The organism is Burkholderia sp. Ap-955 (genome assembly GCF_011753045.1).
In the GTDB taxonomy this organism is placed as follows: Bacteria; Pseudomonadota; Gammaproteobacteria; order Burkholderiales; family Burkholderiaceae; genus Burkholderia; species Burkholderia lata_D.
This window is the reverse complement of record NZ_VWWH01000075.1, coordinates 15,633-36,850: the sequence shown is the minus strand read 5'-3', so window position 1 is coordinate 36,850 and position 21,218 is coordinate 15,633. Positions and strand designations below refer to the sequence as shown.

Annotated in this window: 15 protein-coding genes, 1 pseudogene and 1 riboswitch; of the genes and pseudogenes, 5 read left to right on the top strand and 11 right to left on the bottom strand. The window is 67.7% G+C overall.

The genetic code is table 11. From position 1 onward, the window contains the following. From F3J15_RS28675 to F3J15_RS28660, 4 genes and pseudogenes are all read right to left on the bottom strand, one after another. Positions 1-209: pseudogene (locus tag F3J15_RS28675) on the bottom strand (thiamine phosphate synthase); the annotation flags it as partial. After that, positions 206-1,021: a thiazole synthase gene (locus tag F3J15_RS28670; protein ID WP_166895426.1), complete on the bottom strand. Its 816-nt coding sequence runs from the start codon at positions 1,019-1,021 to the stop codon at positions 206-208. The gene F3J15_RS28670 and the pseudogene F3J15_RS28675, both read right to left, overlap by 4 nt. Before the next feature lie 49 nt (positions 1,022-1,070). After that, a complete protein-coding gene (gene thiS / locus F3J15_RS28665) occupies positions 1,071-1,268 on the bottom strand; it encodes a sulfur carrier protein ThiS (RefSeq protein ID WP_011350713.1) in 198 nt (65 codons plus the stop codon). 32 nt (positions 1,269-1,300) lie between these two features. After that, complete coding sequence (locus F3J15_RS28660; RefSeq protein WP_166895425.1) at positions 1,301-2,437, bottom strand: FAD-dependent oxidoreductase; 1,137 nt, start codon at positions 2,435-2,437, stop codon at positions 1,301-1,303. Between the two features lie 225 nt (positions 2,438-2,662). Beyond that, positions 2,663-2,786, bottom strand: a riboswitch (TPP riboswitch). A 269-nt stretch (positions 2,787-3,055) separates the two neighbouring features. Between F3J15_RS28660 and F3J15_RS28655 the strand changes: the two genes are divergently transcribed. From F3J15_RS28655 to F3J15_RS28640, 4 genes are all read left to right on the top strand, one after another. Next, the gene (locus tag F3J15_RS28655) at positions 3,056-4,825 is read left to right on the top strand and encodes an ABC transporter ATP-binding protein/permease (protein ID WP_089444823.1); all 1,770 of its coding nucleotides are present in this window, start codon (positions 3,056-3,058) and stop codon (positions 4,823-4,825) included. Next, positions 4,822-5,598 carry an SDR family oxidoreductase gene (locus tag F3J15_RS28650; RefSeq protein ID WP_166895424.1) on the top strand — a complete coding sequence of 259 codons (777 nt, stop codon included), beginning with the start codon at positions 4,822-4,824 and terminating at the stop codon, positions 5,596-5,598. Before F3J15_RS28655 ends, F3J15_RS28650 begins: the two co-directional genes overlap by 4 nt. Before the next feature lie 235 nt (positions 5,599-5,833). Next, complete coding sequence (locus tag F3J15_RS28645) at positions 5,834-7,096, top strand: MFS transporter (RefSeq protein ID WP_089430505.1); 1,263 nt, start codon at positions 5,834-5,836, stop codon at positions 7,094-7,096. Further along, positions 7,077-8,438 (top strand): D-amino acid dehydrogenase, encoded by a 1,362-nt coding sequence (locus tag F3J15_RS28640; protein ID WP_345891582.1) that lies wholly within the window; start codon positions 7,077-7,079, stop codon positions 8,436-8,438. Before F3J15_RS28645 ends, F3J15_RS28640 begins: the two co-directional genes overlap by 20 nt. 96 nt (positions 8,439-8,534) lie before the next feature. Here the strand turns inward: F3J15_RS28640 and thpR are convergent, their stop codons facing one another. The 5 genes from thpR to F3J15_RS28615 all read right to left on the bottom strand — a co-directional run bounded on the left by thpR (position 8,535) and on the right by F3J15_RS28615 (position 18,222). Then, positions 8,535-9,113, bottom strand: coding sequence for an RNA 2',3'-cyclic phosphodiesterase (thpR, locus tag F3J15_RS28635; RefSeq protein ID WP_166895420.1), 579 nt, complete (start codon positions 9,111-9,113; stop codon positions 8,535-8,537). After that, on the bottom strand, positions 9,110-10,600 hold the full coding sequence (locus F3J15_RS28630; protein WP_166895418.1) for a sodium:alanine symporter family protein: 1,491 nt from the start codon (positions 10,598-10,600) through the stop codon (positions 9,110-9,112). The genes thpR and F3J15_RS28630 overlap by 4 nt, the downstream gene beginning before the upstream one ends. A 363-nt stretch (positions 10,601-10,963) precedes the next feature. After that, a complete protein-coding gene (locus F3J15_RS28625; protein ID WP_166895416.1) occupies positions 10,964-12,430 on the bottom strand; it encodes a glutamate synthase subunit beta in 1,467 nt (488 codons plus the stop codon). A gap of 85 nt (positions 12,431-12,515) precedes the next feature. Then, positions 12,516-17,219: a glutamate synthase-related protein gene (locus F3J15_RS28620; protein WP_166895414.1), complete on the bottom strand. Its 4,704-nt coding sequence runs from the start codon at positions 17,217-17,219 to the stop codon at positions 12,516-12,518. 289 nt (positions 17,220-17,508) lie between these two features. Beyond that, on the bottom strand, positions 17,509-18,222 hold the full coding sequence (locus F3J15_RS28615; RefSeq protein ID WP_006477151.1) for a transposase: 714 nt from the start codon (positions 18,220-18,222) through the stop codon (positions 17,509-17,511). A gap of 193 nt (positions 18,223-18,415) precedes the next feature. Between F3J15_RS28615 and F3J15_RS28610 the strand changes: the two genes are divergently transcribed. After that, positions 18,416-19,147, top strand: a complete 732-nt coding sequence (locus F3J15_RS28610) for an OmpW family outer membrane protein (protein ID WP_166895412.1) — start codon at positions 18,416-18,418, stop codon at positions 19,145-19,147. A 158-nt stretch (positions 19,148-19,305) separates the two neighbouring features. On the opposite strand, the gene ugpQ is transcribed toward F3J15_RS28610, so the two are convergent. After that, a complete protein-coding gene (gene ugpQ, locus F3J15_RS28605) occupies positions 19,306-20,079 on the bottom strand; it encodes a glycerophosphodiester phosphodiesterase (protein WP_166895410.1) in 774 nt (257 codons plus the stop codon). A 31-nt stretch (positions 20,080-20,110) separates the two neighbouring features. Then, entirely contained in the window at positions 20,111-21,196 is a 1,086-nt protein-coding gene (locus F3J15_RS28600; protein ID WP_069246945.1) for a sn-glycerol-3-phosphate import ATP-binding protein UgpC, read from the bottom strand. Positions 21,197-21,218 lie beyond the last annotated feature (22 nt).

The window sequence follows — 21,218 nt, the reverse complement described above, 5'->3', positions numbered from 1 at the left end:
GACGCGGCCGACGCGCGCGCCTGCGCGGCGCGGTCGCCAGCCGAGACGATCAGCACGTCGCCATCGGCCGGCACATCGGGCACCGCGACGCACAGCCGCCACGGCGCCGCCCCGCCCTGCCAGTCACCGAGCCGCGCGCGAATCCGTTCGGCCGCTTCGGCCAGTTCGTCGGCCGGCGGCCAGAATGCATCGGCGAAACGCGCGCTCATGCGCCGCCTCCGTCCTGGTGCCAGAACGGCATCCCGACGACCGGCGTGCTCGCATGCGCGGTCTCGCGCGCATCCATCGGCCCGGCGAGATACGCGGCACGGCCGGCCTCGACGCCCTGCGCAAACGCGCGCGCCATGATTTCGGGGTGCGTGGCCTGCGACACGGCCGTGTTCAGCAACACGCCGTCGAAGCCCCACTCCATCACCTGGCATGCGTGCGACGGCACGCCGAGTCCCGCGTCGACGATCAGCGGCACGTCCGGCAGCCGCTCGCGCAGCACGCGCAGGCCGTACGGGTTCACGACGCCCTTGCCCGTGCCGATCGGCGCGCCCCACGGCATCAGCGCCTCGCAGCCGACGTCCAGCAGGCGCCGGCCGATCACCAGATCCTCGGTGCAGTACGGCAGCACCTTGAAACCGTCCTTGACCAGTTGCGCGGCCGCTTCGATCAGGCCGACCGGGTCGGGCTGCAACGTGTAGTCGTCGCCGATCAGTTCGAGCTTGATCCAGTCGGTGCCGAAGACCTCGCGCGCCATGTGGGCGGTCGTCACGGCTTCGGAGACGGTCTGGCAGCCGGCCGTGTTCGGCAGCAGCGGCACCGCGTGGCGCTTGAGCAGGTCGAAGAAGCCGGCTTCGGCCGTGCCGCCCGTCATCTGGCGGCGCAACGCGACCGTCACCATCCCCGGCCGCGACGCGGCGATCGAATCGGACAGCGACTGCAGCGACGGATAGCGCGACGTGCCGAGCAGCACGCGGCTTGCGAAGGTTTCACCGTACAGCGTCAACGCGTCGGCGGAGGTGAGGGACGTCATGTCGTTTTCCTGAAAGAGCGGGGACGAAGCGTGAACAACGCGGCGGCGCTCAGCCGCCCGCGACCGGGTGCACGACGTCGAGCTTGTCGCCCGCCGCGAGCGCACGCGCCGCGTGCTGCGTGCGCGCGACGAAGTTGCCGTTCAGCGCGACCGCGTACGGCGGACGCGCGCCGTACGCGGCGAGCGCGTCGGCCACCGTCGCGCCGTCGGGCAACGTCAGGTTCTGTTGGTTGATCTGGATATCCATGAGGCTTCGTCGAATTCGGTCGGCAGCGCGCGTCAGGCCGGCTGGCGCGCGTCGTTGCAGTGATGAAGGAGCGTCGGCCAGCGCTCGGCGTCGCGCCACGCGGCGAACGCATCGGCGTCGCCGAACGCGCCGCCGAGCGCGGCTTCGGCAACCGCGACCGCCGCGTGCGCGACTTCCGGCGCGATCATGAAGCCGTGCCGGTACAGGCCGTTGACGGCGAGCGTCGACGCGCCGTCCCAGATCACCGCCGGGCGATGATCGGGCAGCGTCGGCCGGCACTGCGCATTGAGTTCGAGGATGCGCGCCTCGCCGAACGCCGGATGCACGGAGAACGCCGCGCTCAGCAGTTCGAGCGCGGAGCGCACGCTGACGGGCGACATGTCCTCGCCCTCCACCTCGGTCGCGCCGATCACATAGAGATCGTCCTGCTTCGGCGCGATGTACAGCGGGTAGCGCGGATGCAGCAGCCGAACGGGCCGGGTGAGCCCGATGCCGGGCGCGCGCACGCGCGCGACTTCGCCGCGGATGCCGCGCAACGCGGGCAGCGCGGGTTTCGCGCCGAGCCCGCGGCAATCGATCGTGAAATGCGCGGCGGGCAGGTTCGTATCGTCGATGGTGACGTGCCAGTGCAGGTCGACGCCGCGTTCGACGAGGCCGGCCGCGAGCGCACGCAGCGCCTGGCGATTGTCGAGCTGGCCTTCGTTCGGCAGCAGCAGGCCGCGCGCGAAGCGGCCCGCGAGCACCGGCTCGGCCGCGTCGACCTGCGCGCCGGCGAGCGTCACGAAACCGCGGTCGAACAGGTCGGCCGGCGCGTTCGCGCGCACGCGCCGCTCGAACAGCGGCGCCTCCGCGCGATCGGCGTGATGCCAGACGACGAGCGTGCCGTGATGCTGGAAGAAGACGGGTTCGGGCAGTTCCGCGAGCCACTGCGGCCAGCGCGCGAGCGACGCGGCGCCCAGCCCGGTGATCAGCAGCTCCGCGCTCGCGGCTTCCGCGAGCGGCGCGAGCATCGCGGCCGCGATCCACGCGGCCGACTGTTCGCCGTCCGGGCCGCCGCGCTCGTAAAGCGCGACGCGATGCCCGTCGCCGGCGAGCCGCCACGCGATCAGGCGGCCGACGAGGCCGCCGCCGAGCACCGCGAAATCGGGTCGGGAATCCCGGGCGTTCATCGCGCGCCCTCCGCGCGAGCACGCACGACGAGCGTCGACGCGCACGCGCCGCCGCACGCGAACGCACGCGGCATCGGACCGGGAACCATGCAAAAGACTGAAGATTGTGCGGTCATCATTCCTTCCGTAACGCGCAAAGCGCGTACCCAAAAGGACGAAACCGGCAGCAAAGGCCGGCCGGGCGGGACAAGGGCGCTGACCATGTGGGATGGCAGCCAGCGCGACCCGGCGGGATCAGAAACTTCCCTCGCCGGTATTACCCGGATCGGGTGCGAAGGGTCTTTCTCAGCCTCATCGCGCTGCCCGGAACATCTGCCGGCCGCGCCACGAAGCACCCCTGTTTCGTCGTCGGCCATTAGACCATAAAAGCGGAAAGCGCCGCAAACTGTCCCCCTTGCGGCAAATTCGCCGTCGCGCCGCGCCGCTCTGGCACAATGCCCGCAGGCCGGCCGCGCGAGCGGCCGGTTGCCGCGTCACCGCCGGCCTTAAGTGCCGTTTAAGACGCGCGGGCGACCATCGCTGCGCCCGCCGTCAGTCGGCGCCGCGTCCCGGCATGCCGTATCGCGGCGCGCGCCCGGCTTCGCCCGGCCCGCGCGCCGGCTACTCATCAGGAAGCACATGACCCAATCGATCGATCCCGTCCGCTCCGCCTCCGACGCGCCGCAGGACGAGCGCCCGGTATCCGCATGGAGCCTCATCAAGCCCTACTGGGTATCGTCCGAATGGAAAATCGCGTGGGGCCTGCTGGTCACGATCATCGCGATCAACCTCTGCGTGGTCTGGATCAACGTCCGGCTGAACAAGTGGAACGCGGAGTTCTACAACGCGCTGCAGTCGAAGGACGTCCACGACTTCCCAAACCTGCTGATGCAGTTCTCCGCGCTCGCGTTCGCCTTCATCATCCTCGCCGTGTACGGCCGCTACCTGCGGCAGATGCTCGGCTTCCGCTGGCGCCAGTGGCTCACCGACCGCTTTCTCGGCCAGTGGCTCGGCGATCGCGCGTTCTACCGGATCGAGCGTGACCGCCTCGCCGACAACCCCGACCAGCGGATCACCGACGATCTCCAGTCGTTCGCGACGACCACGCTCGCGCTGTCGCTCGACCTGCTGTCGACGGTCGTCACGCTCGTGTCGTTCATCACGATCCTGTGGTCGCTCGCCGGCGCGCTGACGATTTCGCTCGGCGCGACGCCGATCGCGATCCCCGGCTACATGGTGTGGGCGGCCGCGCTGTACGCGGTGGTCGGCTCGCTGATCATCCAGAAGGTCGGCCATCCGCTCGTGTCGATCAACTACCAGCAGCAGCGCGTCGAGGCCGACTTCCGCTTCGGGCTGATCCGCGTGCGCGAGAACGCCGAGCAGATCGCGTTCTACGACGGCGAGAAGACCGAGACCGGCAACGCGCAAAGCCTCTTCATGCGCATCCGCGACAACTGGTGGCGCGTGATGAAGTACACGAAGCGGCTCACGTTCGTGCTGAGCTTCTACGGGCAGATCGCGATCATCTTCCCGCTCGTCGTCGCCGCGCCGCGCTATTTCGCGGGTGCGTTCTCGTTCGGCGTGCTGATGCAGATCTCGTCCGCGTTCGGCACCGTCAGCGATTCGTTCTCGTGGTTCATCAACAGTTACTCGACCCTCGTCGAATGGCGCGCCACCGTCAACCGTCTGCGCGAATTCAAGCGCGTGATGGGCACGTCGCACCTGAAGGAAAGCCTGTCGCCCGCGACCGAGCACGGCGGCATCAACCTGCACTACGTCGACGGCGCGAAGCTGTCGACGTCGTCGCTCAAGCTCGCGCTGCCGAACGGCAACGCGCTCGCGAACATCGGCAGCGTCACGATCGAGCCCGGCTCGCGCTGGCTCGTGATCGGCAAGTCGGGTTCCGGCAAGAGCACGTTCATGCGCGCGCTCGCGGGCCTGTGGCCGTTCGGCGACGGCGCGATCGACGCGCCGGTCGGCGCGCGAATGATGTTCGTGCCGCAGACGAGCTACTTGCCGATCGGCACGCTGAAGGCCGCGCTCACCTATCCGGCGACGGCCGACGCGTTCAGCGACGAAGCCTGCCGCGACGCGCTGCGCGCATGCCGCCTCGAGGATTACGTCGACCGCCTCGACGAAACCGCGCACTGGACCCGCGTGTTGTCGCCCGGCGAGCAGCAACGCCTGGCTGGCGCACGCGTGCTGCTGCACAAGCCCGACTTCCTGTTCCTCGACGAAGCGACGAGCGCGCTCGACGCCGACAACGAAGCGCGCCTGTACCACCTGTTCGCCGAACGGCTACCGAAGGCCGCGATCGTCAGCATCGCGCACCGCGAATCGCTGGCCGCGTTCCACGTCGGCACGATCAACGTCGAGCGCGTGAACGACAGCGACAAGGTCGCGGCTTGAGCGCAAGCGCCGCGCACATCGCACGAATCGCGCTGATCACCGGCGCGGGTTCGGGGATCGGCGCGGCGCTCGCGCGGCGGCTCGCGGCGCCCGGCATGGCGCTGGCCCTGCACGCGCGCGGTGCGGACGACGCGGCGCGCGCCCGGCTCACCGAAGTGGCTCACGCGTGTACGGCGGCCGGCGCGGAGTGCGTCACGCTCACCGGCGATCTCGGCGAGCCGGGCGTCGCCGCGTCGCTCGTCGAAGCAACCGCGTCACGCTTCGGCGGGCTCGATCACCTGGTCGCCAACGCGGGCTTCGCTGCCCGGCAATCCTTTTCCGGTCTGTCCGCGGACGCGCTCGCGTCCGCCTTCGCGGCGATGCCCGGCGCGTTCTCCGCGCTCGCGGGCCGCGCACGTCCGCTGCTCGAAGCGTCGGCTGCACCGCGGATCGTCGCGGTCAGTTCGTTCGTTGCGCACCGCTACCGCGCCGATGCGCCGTTCGCGGCCACCGCCGCAGCGAAGGCCGCGCTCGAATCGCTGGTGCGCACCGCCGCCGCCGAATTCGCCGCGCGCGGCATCACCGTCAACGCGGTCGCGCCGGGCTTCACGCGCAAGGACCACGGGCCGAGCGCCGGCAATGCCGCCGCATGGGCGCAGGCCGAACAGGCGACACCGCTCGGCCGGATCGCCGAACCCGACGACGTCGCCGCGCTGATTGCGTTCCTGCTGTCGGACGCCGCGCGGCAGATCACCGGGCAGGTCGTGCATGTCGACGGTGGCCTGACGCTCTGAAGCATGTGCCTGCGCGCCGTGCCGGCGCGTGGACCGTCACCGTTGCCCGGGCCTGCCTGTCGCCCAGGCGCGATCGGATCGGCCATCACGCGTTCCCCGGACGAACGCCCATCGCCCTCACCGCTCACCGCGCCGCCACGCACCGGCACTCACCTTTTTGGCACCCCGCATCCCGCCCGTAAAATAGCCGCCAGACGGCAGAGCACGAGACGAGACAAAAGAGGGGGCGGCAAGCATGCAGGCATTCCAGTGGTTCAACGAACTGTCGACGCGCGAGCGCAGGACGCTGTACGCCGGCTTCGGCGGCTACGCGGTCGATGCGTTCGACTTCATGATCTATTCGTTCCTGATTCCGACGCTGATCGCCACCTGGGGCATGACGAAGAGCGAGGCCGGGATGATCGCGACGAGCTCGCTGATCTCGTCGGCGCTCGGCGGCTGGGTCGCCGGCATCCTCGCCGACCGCTACGGCCGCGTACGCGTGCTGCAGTGGACCATCGCGACCTTTGCGCTGTTCACCTGCCTGTCCGGCTTCACCCATTCGTTCTGGCAGCTGCTCGCGACGCGCACGCTGCAGGGCTTCGGCTTCGGCGGCGAATGGTCGGTCGTGACGATCATGATGGCCGAGACGATCCGCTCGCCCGAGCATCGCGGGAAGGCGGTCGGCACCGTGCAGAGCAGCTGGTCGTTCGGCTGGGGCGCGGCCGCGATCCTCTACTGGGCGTTCTTCGCGCTGCTGCCCGAGCAGGTCGCATGGCGCGCGTGCTTCTGGATCGGCATCTTGCCCGCGCTGTGGATCCTGTACATCCGCCGCAACGTCAGCGATCCGGACATCTACACGGCCACCCGCCGCGCACGCGACGAAGGCCGCGTGTCGGGCCACTTCCTCGAGATCTTCTCGCCGCCGCACCTGCGCGCGACGCTGTTCGGCAGCGCACTGTGCACCGGGATGCTCGGCGGCTACTACGCGATCACGACGTGGCTGCCCACCTACCTGAAAACCGTCCGCCACCTGTCGGTGTTCAACACGAGCGGCTATCTCGTCGTGCTGATCGTCGGCTCGTTCGTCGGCTACGTGGTCGGCGCAATCCTGTCCGACCGGCTCGGCCGCCGCGCGTCGTTCATCCTGTTCGCGATCGGCTCGTTCTCGCTCGGCATGGCGTACACGATGCTGCCGATCACCGACACCGCGATGCTGCTGCTCGGCTTCCCGCTCGGCATCGTCGTGCAGGGGATCTTCGCGGGCGTCGGGGCTTATCTGTCGGAGCTGTATCCGGGCGCGATCCGCGGTTCGGGCCAGGGCTTCTGCTACAACCTCGGCCGCGGGCTCGGCTCGTTCTTCCCAATCCTCGTCGGCGCGCTGTCGCAGTCGATGTCGCTCGTGAAGGCGATCGGCCTCGTCGCGGGCGGCGGCTACCTGCTCGTGATCGTCGCCGCGCTCGTGCTGCCGGAAACGCGCGGCAAGTCGCTCGTCGACGATCCGGCCGTCGCGTCGTGAGCGGCCTCTTCGTTCGGGAAACCGCATGCACGTGATCGTTCTCGGCGCCGGCGTGATCGGCGTCACCACGGCCTGGCACCTGCGCGAAGCAGGCTGCGACGTCACCGTGATCGAACGCGAAGCCGATGTCGCGCAGGCGACGAGCCTCGGCAACGCGGGCGTGATCGCCCCCGGCTACGTGACGCCGTGGGCCGCGCCCGGGATGCCCGGCAAGATCCTCAAGTACCTGTTCAAGCCCGCTTCGCCGCTGATCTTCCGGCCGACGCTCGACGCCGCGCAGTGGCGCTGGATCGCGCGCTGGCTGCGCGAATGCGAATTCGAGCGGTTCCGTGTGAACAAGCAGCGGATGCAGCGCATCGCGTATTACAGCCGCGCGTGCCTGCATGCGTTTCGCGACAGCCATCCGTTCGACTACGGCGCGAGCCGCGGCTACCTGCAACTGCTGCGCGGCGCATTCGACGTCGAGATGGTGCAGCCCGCGCTGAAGGTGCTGCGCGACGCGGGCATCGCGTTTCGCGAACTCGACGCGGCCGGTTGTACGGCGATCGAGCCGGGCTTGCGCTGGGCGCGGCAGGCGCCCGTCGGCGGCATCTACCTGCCCGACGACGAAGCCGGCGACTGCGCACGCTTCACGCGCGAACTGCGAGCACTGTGTGAAGCCAACGGCGTGACGTTCCGCTTTCGCACGGCAGTGCGGACGCTCGACGTTGAAGCCGGCCGGGTGCGCGGCGTGCGGATCGTCGGCAACGGCGACGAGGATGGCGGACCGAATCCGCATGCATCGAACCCCGGCGGCAAGCATCGCGACGTGCGGCTCGCAGCCGATGCGATCGTCGTCGCGCTCGGCGTCGACAGCGCCGGCCTGCTGCGGCCGCACGGCATCGACGTGCCGCTGTATCCGGTGAAGGGCTACTCGGCGACGCTCGCCGTCGTCGACGACGAAAAATCGCCGCACGCCGCGCTGATGGACGAATCGCTGAAGACGGCGATCACGCGTTTCGGCCCGACGCTGCGCGTCGCGGGTACCGCGGAACTCGGCAACCGGCACGCCGCGCTGCGCCAGCAGGCGCTCGATACGCTGATGAAGGTGCTCGACGACTGGTTCCCGCACGCGGCCGATCGGGCGTCGACGCGCTTCTGGGTCGGCCGCCGGCCGATGACGCCCGACGGGCCGCCGCTGCTGGGCGCGAGCGGGATCGACGGACTCTGGCTGAACGTCGGCCACGGTTCGACGGGCTGGGCGATGTCGATGGGGTCGGGGAAGGTGGTGGCGGATCTCGTCACGGGGCGGGAGCCGGAGATCGATCTGTCTGGGTTGACGCTCGCGCGTTACGCCCGGTAGGCCCGGTAGGCCCGGTAGGCCCGACGATATCGTCGACGCGATGCGCTGACGCGATACACATGGCGGCCGGCAATCGCAACGCAGCTCACAAGCCGCTCACTGCGCCGCCTGATCGCCCACCTCGCCGTCTGCCCGCGCAATCGGCGCCGACACGATCGGCCGATGCGACACGCCTTCGTGCGACAGCCGGCTTTCGAACAGCGTGAGCGCGTCGAACCGCAGCGCGACCGGCCGCTTCACCGCACCGCCGTGCGCCGGCTGCCCGACCGCATCGTGCGGCAGCCGCGCGAGCGTCACATGCGGGCGGAACGGCCGTCGGTCAGCCGGCACACCGAGTTCGCGCAGCTTCGCCGACAGCGCGGCATTCAACGCCGCGCACGCCGGCTCGACGGCCAACTCGGCGACGATCAGCCGCGCGCGCGGCAGGCTCGGCCACCACGCGATCCGTTCGACCGGCATCAACGGCAGCGCATGTGCGGCCGCGAGCGCCGGCAGGCACGCGGCCAGCTCGTCGCAGCACACCCGCTCGATCGCGCCGACGAACGCGAGCGTCACATGCAGCTGCGCGGGCAGCGGACGCCGCGCGCCCCGGGTAACCGGCAACGCGTGCAGCGCGTCGCGCGATGCCGCATCGGGCATCAGCGCGACGAACACGCGCAGCCGGTCCCCGTTCATGACTCGCGCACCACCGCGCGCGGCACGTTTGCGGCATCGGCCGCGGCCGGACGTTGCGGCAGCGGGCCATGCTCGCCCCACACGTCGGTCGGCAGCACGTTCGCGAGTTCCGGAATCGTGTTGCGCGTGAACACCGGATCGGCCACGCCTTCCGCGCGCTGGCGACGATAGTCGCGCCAGGCCGCGTGCGCGTACTTGCCGAGCGCGAGGATCGCGATCAGGTTGATGATCGCCATCAGCCCCATGCTCGTATCGGCCATCGCCCACACGAGCGGCAGTTGCCCGACGCTGCCGAACATCACCATCGCGAGCACCGCGACGCGGAACAGCGGCAGCACGCCGCGCCGCTTCGTGATGAATTCGACGTTGCCTTCCGCATACGCGTAGTTGCCGATCACCGACGAGTACGCGAAGAAGAAGATCGCGAACGCCATGTAGATGCCGCCCCAGTCGCCGACGTGGCTCGCGATCGAGCGCTGCGTGAGCGCCGCGCCTTCCATGCCGGTGCCCAGTTCGTACTGGCCCGACAGCAGGATCACGAAGGCGGTCGCGCTGCAGATCACGATCGTGTCGACGAATACGCCGAGCATCTGGATCAGCCCCTGCACGACCGGATGCCGCGTGCTGGCGGTTGCCGCCGCATTCGGCGCGCTGCCCATGCCGGCCTCGTTCGAGAACAGCCCGCGCTTCACGCCCATCGCGACCGCCTGGCTGACCGCATAGCCCGTCAGGCCACCCGCCGCCTGCTCGAGACCGAACGCACTCTTCACGATCAGCGCGATCACGCCCGGCACCAGCGCGATATGCGTCGCGACCGCATAGACCGCCAGCGCGAGGTAGCCGATCGCCATCAGCGGCACGATCACCTGCGCAACCGCCGCGATCCGGCGAATCCCGCCGAAGATGATCGGCGCGGTCAGCAGCACGAGCCCGAGACCGACGCTCGCGCGGCTCCAGCCGAACGACGTATCGAACGCATCGGCGATCGCGTTGGCCTGCACCGCGTTGAACACGAAGCCGAACGCGAGGATCAGCGACAGCGAGAACAGCACGCCGAAGCTGCGCGAGCGCAGGCCCGTCTGGATGTAGTACGCGGGGCCGCCGCGATAGCTGCCGTCCGGGTGCGACACCTTAAAGATCTGCGCGAGCGTCGCCTCGACGAACGCGGACGACATTCCGACGAGCGCCGTCATCCACATCCAGAAGATCGCGCCCGGCCCGCCGACGGTCAGCGCGACCGCGACGCCGGCGATGTTGCCGGTGCCGACGCGGCTCGCGAGCCCGGTCGCGAACGCCTGGAACGACGAGATGCTGCCCGGCTCGCCCTTGCTGCCGACCAGCTTCACGCTGAGCAACAGCGCCTTCAGCTGGATCATCCGGAACCGCAGCGTGAACCAGAGACCCACGCCGAGCAGCAGCGCAATCAGCACGTAGTTCCACAACACGCCGTTGACGGCGTCGATCAGCCCTTGCACGAGTGCTTCCATCCAGAATCCTTGTAAATAGGGTCGGTCACATGCAGCCACCGCGAATGCGGCCCGAGGGGCGACATGATATGACAGTTTTCAAGGATTATTACAAAACGAAAGGTTTGGGATGACGGGAAATTGCGGCCGGATGTGATCAGATTAGGCGACGCTTCGCGAAAATGCGGAGGCACCAGGATCGTGAAGCCGCGACACGGGGCCGTGTCGGGAAGCGCCTGTGGCAGTGGCTGACGCGCCGAAACGCCGGTCGGTCGCCCGATACGGAACACGCAGCGCACGCGCGGCACGTCATCGAATCGCATGCGCAAAAAAACCGGGCGCCCTTTCGGACGCCCGGTTTCCACGACGGCTACCGACCTACGCTCAACGCGGCAGGTTCGAATGCCCCATCAGGTACGCATCGACCGAGCGCGCGCACTGGCGGCCTTCGCGGATCGCCCACACCACGAGCGACTGGCCGCGGCGCATGTCGCCCGCCGCGAACACCTTGTCGACCGACGTGTAGTACGAACGATCGCCTTCGGTCGCCGCACGCGCGTTGCCGCGCGCATCCTTCGCGACGCCGAATGCCTCGAGCACGGGGGCTGCCGGCTGCGTGAAGCCCATCGCGAGCAGCACGAGGTCGGCCTTCATTTCGAACTCGGAGCCCGGCACTTCCTGCATCTTGCCGTCCTTCCACTCGACGCGCACCGCGATCAGCTTCTCGACCTTGCCGTTCTTGCCTTCGAGACGCTTCGTCGCGACTGCCCAGTCGCGCTCGCAACCTTCGTCATGCGACGACGACGTGCGCAGCTTGATCGGCCAGTACGGCCACACCAGCGGCTTGTTTTCCTCTTCCGGCGGCTGCGGCAGCAGCTCGAACTGCGTGACCTGCTTCGCGCCGTGACGGTTCGACGTGCCGACGCAGTCCGAACCCGTATCGCCGCCGCCGATCACGATCACGTGCTTGCCCTTCGCGAGCAGCTGGTCCGTGAGCTTGTCGCCCGCGTTCACGCGGTTCTGCTGCGGCAGGAAGTCCATCGCGAAATGCACGCCCGCGAGCTCGCGGCCCGGCACCGGCAGGTCGCGCGGCGTTTCCGAACCGCCGGCGATCACGACCGCGTCGAATTCCTCCTTCAGCGTTTCGGGCGAGATGGTTTCCTTCGCCAGGCTGCCGATCGACTCGGGCAGCGGATCCTTGCCGATGAACACGCTGGTGCGGAACGTCACGCCTTCCGCTTCCATCTGGCGCATGCGGCGGTCGATCAGCCACTTCTCGAGCTTGAAGTCGGGAATCCCGTAGCGCAGCAGGCCGCCGACGCGGTCGTTCTTCTCGAACACCGTCACGTCGTGGCCCGCGCGCGCCAGTTGCTGCGCGGCGGCGAGGCCCGCGGGGCCCGAACCGACGACCGCGACCTTCTTGCCCGTCTTGTGCTCGGCCGGCAGCGGCTTCACCCAGCCTTCTGCCCAGGCCTTGTCGATGATCGCGTGCTCGATCGACTTGATGCCGACCGGGTCGTTGTTGATCCCGAGCGTGCATGCCGCCTCGCACGGCGCCGGGCAGATGCGGCCCGTGAACTCCGGGAAGTTGTTGGTCGAATGCAGGACTTCGATCGCCTGCTGCCAGTCCTGGCGGTAAACGAGATCGTTGAAGTCCGGAATGATGTTGTTGACCGGGCAGCCGTTGTTGCAGAACGGGATGCCGCAATCCATGCAGCGCGCGCCCTGGATCTTCGCGTCCGCGTCGGTCAGCGCCGCGACGAATTCCTTGTAGTGCTTCACGCGCGTGAGCGGTGCTTCGTACGCCTCGTGGCGGCGTTCGAACTCCAGAAAACCGGTTGCCTTGCCCATAAGGTGCTCTTCTGTTCGGTGTATCGGGTGGGGGAGCCGCGCGCGGCAATCATGCGCGCGCGGCATTCGCTATGTCGTTCGTCGCTCAGGCGGCCAGCTCTTCCTTCGCCGCCTTCTTCGCACCGATCTCGCCCAGCGCGCGCTTGTATTCGTGCGGGAACACCTTCACGAACTGGCGGCGCGCCGCGTCCCAGTTTTCCAGCAGCGACTTCGCGCGCGGCGAACCCGTGAACTGGAAATGACGCTCGACGAGCCCCTTGAGCAGCGCTTCGTCCGTCGTGCCTTCGTGCCAGAGCGCGCGGTCGACCGTGCGCTCCTGCTCGGCCTGCTGCAGCACCGGCTCGAGCGCGACCATCGACTTGTTGCACTTCGCCGCGAACGTGCCTTCCGGATCGTAGATGTACGCGAGACCGCCCGACATGCCGGCCGCGAAGTTGCGCCCGGTCTCGCCGAGCACGACGACCGTGCCGCCCGTCATGTATTCGCAACCGTGGTCGCCCGTGCCTTCGACGACCGCCGTCGCACCCGAGTTGCGCACGCAGAAGCGCTCGCCCGCCACACCGCGGAAGAACGATTCGCCTTCGATCGCGCCGTACATCACCGTGTTGCCGCAGATGATGTTTTCCTCGGACTTGCCGCGGAAGTCGTTGGTCGGGCGGATGATGATCCGGCCGCCCGACAGCCCCTTGCCGACGTAGTCGTTGCCGTCGCCGACGAGGTCGAGCGTCACGCCCTTCGCGAGGAACGCGCCGAAGCTCTGGCCGGCCGTGCCCTTCAGCTGGATGTGCACCGCGTCGTCGGCCAGGCCGTCGTGGCCGTGCTTCTTCGCGATCACGCCCGACAGCATCGCACCGACCGTCCGGTTCACGTTGCGCACCGGCTGGATGAACGACACATGCTCGCCGTTTTCGATCGCGGCCTTCGCCTTCTCGATCAGCACGTGGTCGAGCGCACGCTCGAGGCCGTGATCCTGTACGTCGACGTGACGCGGCGCGACGTCCTCGCACTCTTCCGGCTGGTAGAACACGCGCGAGAAGTCGAGGCCCTTCGCCTTCCAGTGCTCGATGCCCTTGCGGGTGTCGAGCAGGTCGGCGCGGCCGATCAGGTCGTCGAACTTCGCGACGCCGAGCTGCGCCATGATCTCGCGCACTTCCTCGGCGACGAAGAAGAAGTAGTTCACGACGTGCTCGGGCTGGCCCTTGAACTTCGCACGCAGCACCGGATCCTGCGTCGCGACGCCGACCGGGCACGTATTCAGGTGGCACTTGCGCATCATGATGCAGCCTTCGACGACGAGCGGCGCCGTCGCGAAGCCGAATTCGTCCGCGCCGAGCAGCGCGCCGATCACGACGTCGCGGCCCGTCTTCATCTGGCCGTCGGCCTGCACGCGGATGCGGCCGCGCAGGCGGTTCAGCACCAGCGTCTGCTGCGTTTCGGCCAGGCCGAGTTCCCACGGCGTGCCTGCGTGCTTGACCGACGACAGCGGCGATGCGCCCGTGCCGCCGTCATGGCCGGCGATCACGACGTGATCGGCCTTCGCCTTCGCGACACCGGCCGCGACCGTGCCGACGCCCACCTCCGACACGAGCTTCACCGAGATGCTCGCGCTCGGGTTCACGTTCTTCAGGTCGTGGATCAGCTGCGCCAGATCCTCGATCGAGTAGATGTCGTGGTGCGGCGGCGGCGAGATCAGGCCGACACCCGGCACCGAGTAACGCAGCTTGCCGATGTATTCGGACACCTTGTGGCCCGGCAGCTGGCCGCCTTCGCCCGGCTTCGCGCCTTGCGCCATCTTGATCTGGATCTGGTCGGCCGACGCGAGGTACTCGGCGGTGACGCCGAAGCGGCCCGACGCGACCTGCTTGATCTTCGAGCGCAGCGAATCGCCGTCCTGCAGCGGAATGTCGCTGACGATTTCGTCGCCGATGACCGACTTCAGCGTCTCGCCCGACTTGATCGGAATGCCGCGCAGCTCGTTGCGGTAGCGCTTCTCGTCCTCGCCGCCTTCGCCGGTGTTCGACTTGCCGCCGATCCGGTTCATCGCGATCGCGAGGGTTGCGTGCGCTTCCGTGCTGATCGAACCGAGCGACATCGCGCCCGTCGCGAAACGCTTGACGATGTCCTTCGCCGGTTCGACGTTCTCGATCGGGATCGCCTTGGTCGGCTCGACCTTGAATTCGAACAGGCCGCGGAACGTCATGTGACGCTTGGTCTGGTCGTTGATCAGGTGCGCGTATTCCTTGTACGTCTGGTACGAGTTGCTGCGCGTCGCGTGCTGCAGCTTCGCGATCGAATCCGGCGTCCACATGTGGTCTTCGCCACGCACGCGGTACGCGTACTCGCCGCCCGCGTCGAGCATGTCGCGCAGGACCGGGCTGTCGCCGAACGCGTCGCGGTGCAGGCGGATCGCCTCTTCCGCGACTTCGAACAGGCCGATGCCGCCCACCTTCGACGCGGTGCCCTTGAAGTACTTCTCGACCAGGTCGCTCGACAGGCCGAGCGCTTCGAAGATCTGGGCGCCCGTGTACGACATGTACGTCGAGATGCCCATCTTCGACATCACCTTCTGCAGGCCCTTGCCGACTGCCTTCGTGAAGTTGTAGACGGCCTTCTCCGGCGACAGGTCGCCCGGCAGCCCTTCCGCCATCTTCGCGAGCGTTTCCATCGCGAGGTACGGGTGCACGGCTTCCGCGCCGTAGCCCGCGAGCAGCGCGAAGTGGTGCGTTTCACGTGCGGAGCCCGTCTCGACGACGAGGCCCGTGCTCGTGCGCAGCCCTTGCTGGACGAGGTGCGAGTGGATCGCCGACGTGGCGAGCAGCGCCGGAATCGCGACATGCTCAGCGTCCGTCTTGCGGTCCGACACGATCAGCATGTTGTAGCCCGACTTCACCGCGTCGACGGCTTCCGCGCACAGCGACGCGAGGCGCGCTTCGATGCCTTCTTTGCCCCAGGCGACCGGGTAGCAGATGTTCAGCTCGTAGGCGCTGAACTTGCCGCCCGTGTACTGGTCGATCGCGCGGATCTTCGCGATGTCCTTGAAGTCGAGCACCGGCTGCGACACTTCGAGACGCATCGGCGGGTTGATGTTGTTCGTGTCGAGCAGGTTCGGCTTCGGGCCGATGAACGACACGAGCGACATGACCATGTTCTCGCGGATCGGGTCGATCGGCGGGTTCGTGACCTGCGCGAACAGCTGCTTGAAGTAGTGATAGAGCGTCTTGTTCTTGTTCGACATCACCGCCAGCGGCGAGTCGTTGCCCATCGAACCGACGGCTTCCTCACCCTGCTGCGCCATCGGCGCCATCAGGAACTTCAGGTCTTCCTGCGTGTAGCCGAACGCCTGCTGGCGGTCGAGCAGCGCGGCGCCCTGCGTGCGGCCGGCCGCGACGTCCTCGGCCTTCGGCTCGATCTCGTCGAGCTTGATGCGCACGGCGTCGATCCAGCTCTTGTAAGGCTTCGCGTTCGCGAGATTGTCCTTCAGTTCCTTGTCGTCGATGATGCGGCCGTGTTCCATGTCGATCAGGAACATCTTGCCCGGCTGCAGACGCCACTTCTTGACGATCTTCGATTCGGGGATCGGCAGCGTGCCGGCTTCCGACGCCATGATGACGAGATCGTCGTCGGTGACGATGTAGCGGGCCGGACGCAGGCCGTTACGGTCGAGCGTCGCGCCGATCTGGCGGCCGTCGGTGAACGCGATCGCGGCCGGGCCGTCCCACGGCTCCATCATCGCGGCGTGATATTCGTAGAACGCGCGGCGGTTCTCGTCCATCAGCGTGTGCTGTTCCCACGCTTCCGGGATCATCATCATCACCGCGTGCACGAGCGGGTAGCCGGCCATCACCAGCAGCTCGAGACAGTTGTCGAACGACGCGGTATCCGACTGGCCAGGGTAAATCAGCGGCCACAGCTTCGGCAGATCGTCGGCGAGCACGTGCGACGCGATCGCGCCGGTACGCGCGTTCAGCCAGTTCACGTTGCCCTTCACGGTGTTGATCTCGCCGTTGTGCGCGATCATCCGGTACGGGTGAGCCAGCTCCCACGCCGGGAACGTGTTGGTCGAGAAGCGCTGGTGCACGAGCGCGAGCGCCGACACGACGCGCGTGTCCTGCAGGTCGCGGTAATACACGCCGACCTGGCCCGCGAGCAGCAGCCCCTTGTAGACGATCGTGCGCGCCGACATCGACGGCACGAAGTATTCCTTGCCGTGCTTGAGCTTCAGCGCCTGGATGCGGTGGCTCGCCGTCTTGCGGATCACGTACAGCTTCCGCTCGAGCGCGTCCGTCACCATGATGTCCTTGCCGCGGCCGATGAAGATCTGGCGGATCAGCGGCTCGCTCGCCTTCACGGTCGGCGAAATCGGCATCGCATGGTCGACCGGCACGTCGCGCCAGCCGAGCACGACCTGGCCTTCGGCCTTCACCGTCCGCTCGAGCTCCTGCTCGCACGCGAGACGCGATGCGTTTTCCTTCGGCAGGAAGATCATGCCGACCCCATATTCGCCGGCCGGCGGCAAATTCACGCCCTGCTTCGCCATTTCCTCGCGGTAGAACGCGTCCGGAATCTGGATCAGGATGCCCGCGCCGTCGCCCATCAGCGGATCGGCGCCGACCGCGCCACGGTGATCGAGGTTCTCGAGGATCTTCAGACCCTGCTGAATGATCTCGTGGCTCTTCTTGCCCTTGATGTGAGCGACGAAGCCGACGCCACAGGCGTCGTGTTCGTTTTGCGGGTCGTACAGACCTTGTGCGGCGGGCACCGCGGCGAGCGGCTGCTGGTGGTCGTTCATGGGGACACCGTCGTAAAGGGGGCCTGGAGGCCGTTGAACCATTTTCTTGTTGCCGTCGATCCCGCTCCCGACGGGAGACGGCACGGCCGACCGTGGATGGGCATGCTTCGCCCGGGCCACCGGAATTCGGAATATACGCGACGAATCAAAGGAATAGCAACAAAAACCGCTTGATCGAACCCCAATTAAACGCACGCCTCGATCTGGTGCCGTTTTATTGGGGTCGCATCGTTTTGGTGCAAAAAGAAGCGGCGCCCGCAGCGCCGCCTCCTGAACCGCCGGTCCTGCGTTACTGCTGGATCGGCGGCGTGTTTTCACGCACCTTTCTGGGGCGTCCGCGCGGCAGCGGCGACACGCGCCGGTTCGCGGTACGCGCCGCCCACTCGCGATAATTCTCGCCGCCGAGCACCCAACCCTTCAACGTCGCCTGCTGCAGCTGGTCGGCCTGCCGCTCGTCGAGCGGCTGCTCGCACAGCTCCTTGTACGCGCGCTGGCGGTCGAACGGCGTATTGCCGAGCGCCCAGTAGAGCGGATGGTCGGTGATCAGGCTGTCGACAGTGAGCCCGACGTGGTGCCGGTAGCTCGACCAGCGATAGGCCTCGGGCGTCGCGACGAGCTGCGCGCGCACCGGGCTCATCTCGACCACACGGCTCGCGAGCAGGAAATAGCGCTCGCCTTCGATCACGGTCGCGCGATAGCGGCCTTCCCACAGGGTGCCGCGCCGCGAATAGCGCCGGTTGAAATGCGCGACGTAGCGGCGACCGACGGCCTGCATCGCTTTCGGCAGGCTTGCTTCGTCGCTCGGCGTCACGAGCAGTTGCACCTGGCGGGGCAGCAGCACGTAGGCGTGCACCGACAGGTGATGATCGCGCGCGGCGGCCTTCAGGCAATCGATGAAGAGTTCGTAGTCCTGGTCGTCGACGAACGCGGGTTGCTGATCCAGGCCGCGCAGTATCACGTGCTGCGGCTGGTCGGGAACGTAGAGTCGTGCTAACCGTGCCATGCTGAATGTCCGTTTGAACGCGTTAGGAAATACCCGGGGGTCCGAAAATGCGCACCTGCGTAGAATGCCTGTCCCCGCTGGGCGCGAAAGCGTACGGTCGTACGAAACCTAGGGAGAAAACTCTAACTTACGAGCTTGTTTGGTTTTAAACGCAGTCGTCATAATGAGCACGCCTTTGATCGGAGGAGACACAATGAAACGAAAACTGGCCATTACGGGGGCCGCGGCACTCGCATTCTCATTGGCGGGCGCTACGGCACATGCACAATCCGCAGGTGATTTCTACGTCAGCACCGGCTGGCTGCACCTTGCGCCGCAGGACAGCAGCGACCCGCTGTTCCTCTACCGCGTCGGCGGCACGCCCATCAACCAATCGATTCCCAACACCGGCGCCGGCATCAACGACGCCGATACGCTGGGGCTCGCAGCGGGCTACTTCGTCACCGACCACATCTCCACCGAGCTCGTGATGGGGATACCGCCGAAGTTCGACATTACCGGCAAGGGTCAGTTCGATAAGTTCGGCGTACTCGGCCGTGCGTACCAGTGGAGCCCCGCCGTATTGCTTCGCTACCACTTCAACGACGCCAACGCGAAGTTCCGTCCGTATGTCGGCGTCGGCGCGACGTATGTCTGGTTCACCGGCGCCAAGATCACGAACAGCAGCTTCGAGAACGGCGTGCTCGGCGGCCCGACCAGCGCGACGACCAGCAACCAGTGGGCGCCCGTGTTCAACGCCGGCTTCACGTACAACTTCACGAAGCACTGGTTCGCGGGCCTGTCGCTCTCGTACATCCCGGTCAGCGTGACCGCGACCTTCACGACGGCCCGCCGGACGCCGGTCGGCACCCTGACCGAAACGTCGAAAGCGAAGATCTCGCTGAATCCGATCGTCACGTACCTGAACCTCGGCTACCGCTTCTAAGCGTAGTCGAATATTTGGGGAATGGTTAATCCTGCTGCAATTTGTAGCGGATTTTTCCTGACGTAACGTCTCCACGATGCGAAACGCCCCGGCGGGAATCCCGTCGGGGCGTCTTTTTTTCGCGTCAGGCACGTTCCCGGCACGGGTTTCGCCGGCCGTCAGGGAATGGCGATGTCGTCCAGCGCAGCCGGGCCGATCAGGTCGATCCGGTCCGTGCAGACCGCATCGACACCCCAGCGCGCGAGTTCGCGTGCCCGTTCGAGGTCGTTTACCGTGTAAACCAGGATGCGCAGCCCGGCCGCCTTGATCGCGCGCACGAGCGGCTCGTCGAGCTGTTTGTGGTCTGCATGCAACGAAACGCAGCCGAGCGCGCCGACGACTTGCGCATGCCAGTCGTCCGGCACGGCCTCGTAGAGCATCCCGCGCGGCAGCGCAGGCGCCGTCGCGCGCGCCTGTTGCAGCGCGTCGAACGAGAACGACGACAGGAGCGGCGGAACCGCGGCATCGCGCCAGTACACGGCTGCGTCGGCCGCCACGCGCCGCCCCGTCTCGCGCTCGCGCCCCGGGCACGGCTTGATCTCGACATTCGCGGCCAGTCCGTGGGCGAGGCAGCGCGCCGCCGCCGCCTCGAGCGTCGGCATCCGCTCGCCCGCGAAGCGCGCGTCGCGCCACGCGCCCGCATCGAGCGCGGCCAGCGCGTCATAACGCATGCCCGCCGCCGCGCCGTGACCGTTCGACGTGCGGTCGACCGTATCGTCGTGCAGCAGGAACGTCACGTCGTCGGCCGACAGCTTCGCGTCGAACTCGACCATCCGGTGGCCACGGCGCGCGCCCTCGTCGAGCGCGACGAGCGTGTTCTCCGGCGCGAGCGTGCCGCCGCCGCGATGGGCGACGACGCGCGGATAAGGCCACCAGTCGGTACGGGTCGTCATCGTCGGTCTCTCCTCGGCAAGGTCAGCAGGTTCAGCCGGCACGCTTGCCGGTCTCGGGATCGAAGAAATGCAGCCGGTGCGCCGGCAGCGAGGCCGCCAGCGCCGTGCCGCGCGCGGGACGGTCCGCGTGCGGCAAGCGTACCGCGACGTCATGATTGCCCCAGCGGCCGTGCGCGAGATTGTCCGCGCCGAGCAGCTCGCACGAGTCGACCGGCAGCGTCGCCTGCGCGACGCCCGGCTGCGGCGTCATGTGCTCGGGACGCACGCCGAGCACCCAGTCGCGCCCGGTGGCGATCGCCGCGCCGATGCCGGGGGCGCCTGCGACCGGCAGCGCAGGGCCGCCACCCGCGACCGTAAACGTCGCGCCGTCGTCCGACAGCCGGCCGTGCATCAGGTTCATCGCGGGCGAGCCGATGAAGCCCGCGACGAACACCGTCGCCGGCTTCTCGTACACGTCGACCGGCGCGCCGATCTGTTCCGCGTAGCCGCGGTTCATCACGATCACGCGCTGCGCGAGCGTCATCGCCTCGATCTGGTCGTGCGTGACGTAGACGCTCGTCGTCGCGAGCCGCGCATGCAGCCGCTGGATCTCGAGCCGCATCTGCACGCGCAATTTCGCGTCGAGGTTCGACAACGGCTCGTCGAACAGGAACACCGACGGCTCGCGCACGATTGCGCGCCCCATCGCGACGCGCTGCCGCTGGCCGCCCGACAGCTCGCGCGGCCGCCGCGCGAGCAACGGCTCGAGCTCGAGGATCTTCGCAGCCGCGGCCACCCGCGAATCGATCGTTGCGCGCTCGATCCCGCGGATCTTCAACCCGTAGCCCATGTTCTGCGCGACCGTCATGTGCGGGTACAGCGCATAGTTCTGGAACACCATCGCGATGTCGCGATCCTTCGGCTCCAGCGTATTGACGACGCGCTCGCCGATCGCGATCTCGCCGTCCGTCACCGTCTCGAGCCCCGCGATCATCCGCAGCAATGTCGACTTGCCGCAGCCCGACGGGCCGACCAGCACGATGAATTCGCCGTCGGCGATCTCCACGTCGATGCCATGCAGCACGTGCTGCTTGCCGTCATAGGATTTCCTGACGCCCTTCAAGCTCAGCGCAGCCATTCTTGGTCTTTCTCCCGGTTGC

What these genes read in the sequence shown, in the direction of transcription:
- thiS (WP_011350713.1), bottom strand. Translation starts at nt 1,268, where the DNA reads ATGGATATCCAGATCAACCAACAGAACCTGACGTTGCCCGACGGCGCG.
- F3J15_RS28645 (WP_089430505.1), top strand. Translation starts at nt 5,834, where the DNA reads ATGCAGGCATTCCAGTGGTTCAACGAACTGTCGACGCGCGAGCGCAGG.
- F3J15_RS28660 (WP_166895425.1), bottom strand. Translation starts at nt 2,437, where the DNA reads ATGAACGCCCGGGATTCCCGACCCGATTTCGCGGTGCTCGGCGGCGGC.
- F3J15_RS28630 (WP_166895418.1), bottom strand. Translation starts at nt 10,600, where the DNA reads ATGGAAGCACTCGTGCAAGGGCTGATCGACGCCGTCAACGGCGTGTTG.
- F3J15_RS28600 (WP_069246945.1), bottom strand. Translation starts at nt 21,196, where the DNA reads ATGGCTGCGCTGAGCTTGAAGGGCGTCAGGAAATCCTATGACGGCAAG.
- F3J15_RS28655 (WP_089444823.1), top strand. Translation starts at nt 3,056, where the DNA reads ATGACCCAATCGATCGATCCCGTCCGCTCCGCCTCCGACGCGCCGCAG.
- F3J15_RS28615 (WP_006477151.1), bottom strand. Translation starts at nt 18,222, where the DNA reads ATGGCACGGTTAGCACGACTCTACGTTCCCGACCAGCCGCAGCACGTG.
- F3J15_RS28610 (WP_166895412.1), top strand. Translation starts at nt 18,416, where the DNA reads ATGAAACGAAAACTGGCCATTACGGGGGCCGCGGCACTCGCATTCTCA.
- thpR (WP_166895420.1), bottom strand. Translation starts at nt 9,113, where the DNA reads ATGAACGGGGACCGGCTGCGCGTGTTCGTCGCGCTGATGCCCGATGCG.
- F3J15_RS28620 (WP_166895414.1), bottom strand. Translation starts at nt 17,219, where the DNA reads ATGAACGACCACCAGCAGCCGCTCGCCGCGGTGCCCGCCGCACAAGGT.
- ugpQ (WP_166895410.1), bottom strand. Translation starts at nt 20,079, where the DNA reads ATGACGACCCGTACCGACTGGTGGCCTTATCCGCGCGTCGTCGCCCAT.
- F3J15_RS28625 (WP_166895416.1), bottom strand. Translation starts at nt 12,430, where the DNA reads ATGGGCAAGGCAACCGGTTTTCTGGAGTTCGAACGCCGCCACGAGGCG.
- F3J15_RS28670 (WP_166895426.1), bottom strand. Translation starts at nt 1,021, where the DNA reads ATGACGTCCCTCACCTCCGCCGACGCGTTGACGCTGTACGGTGAAACC.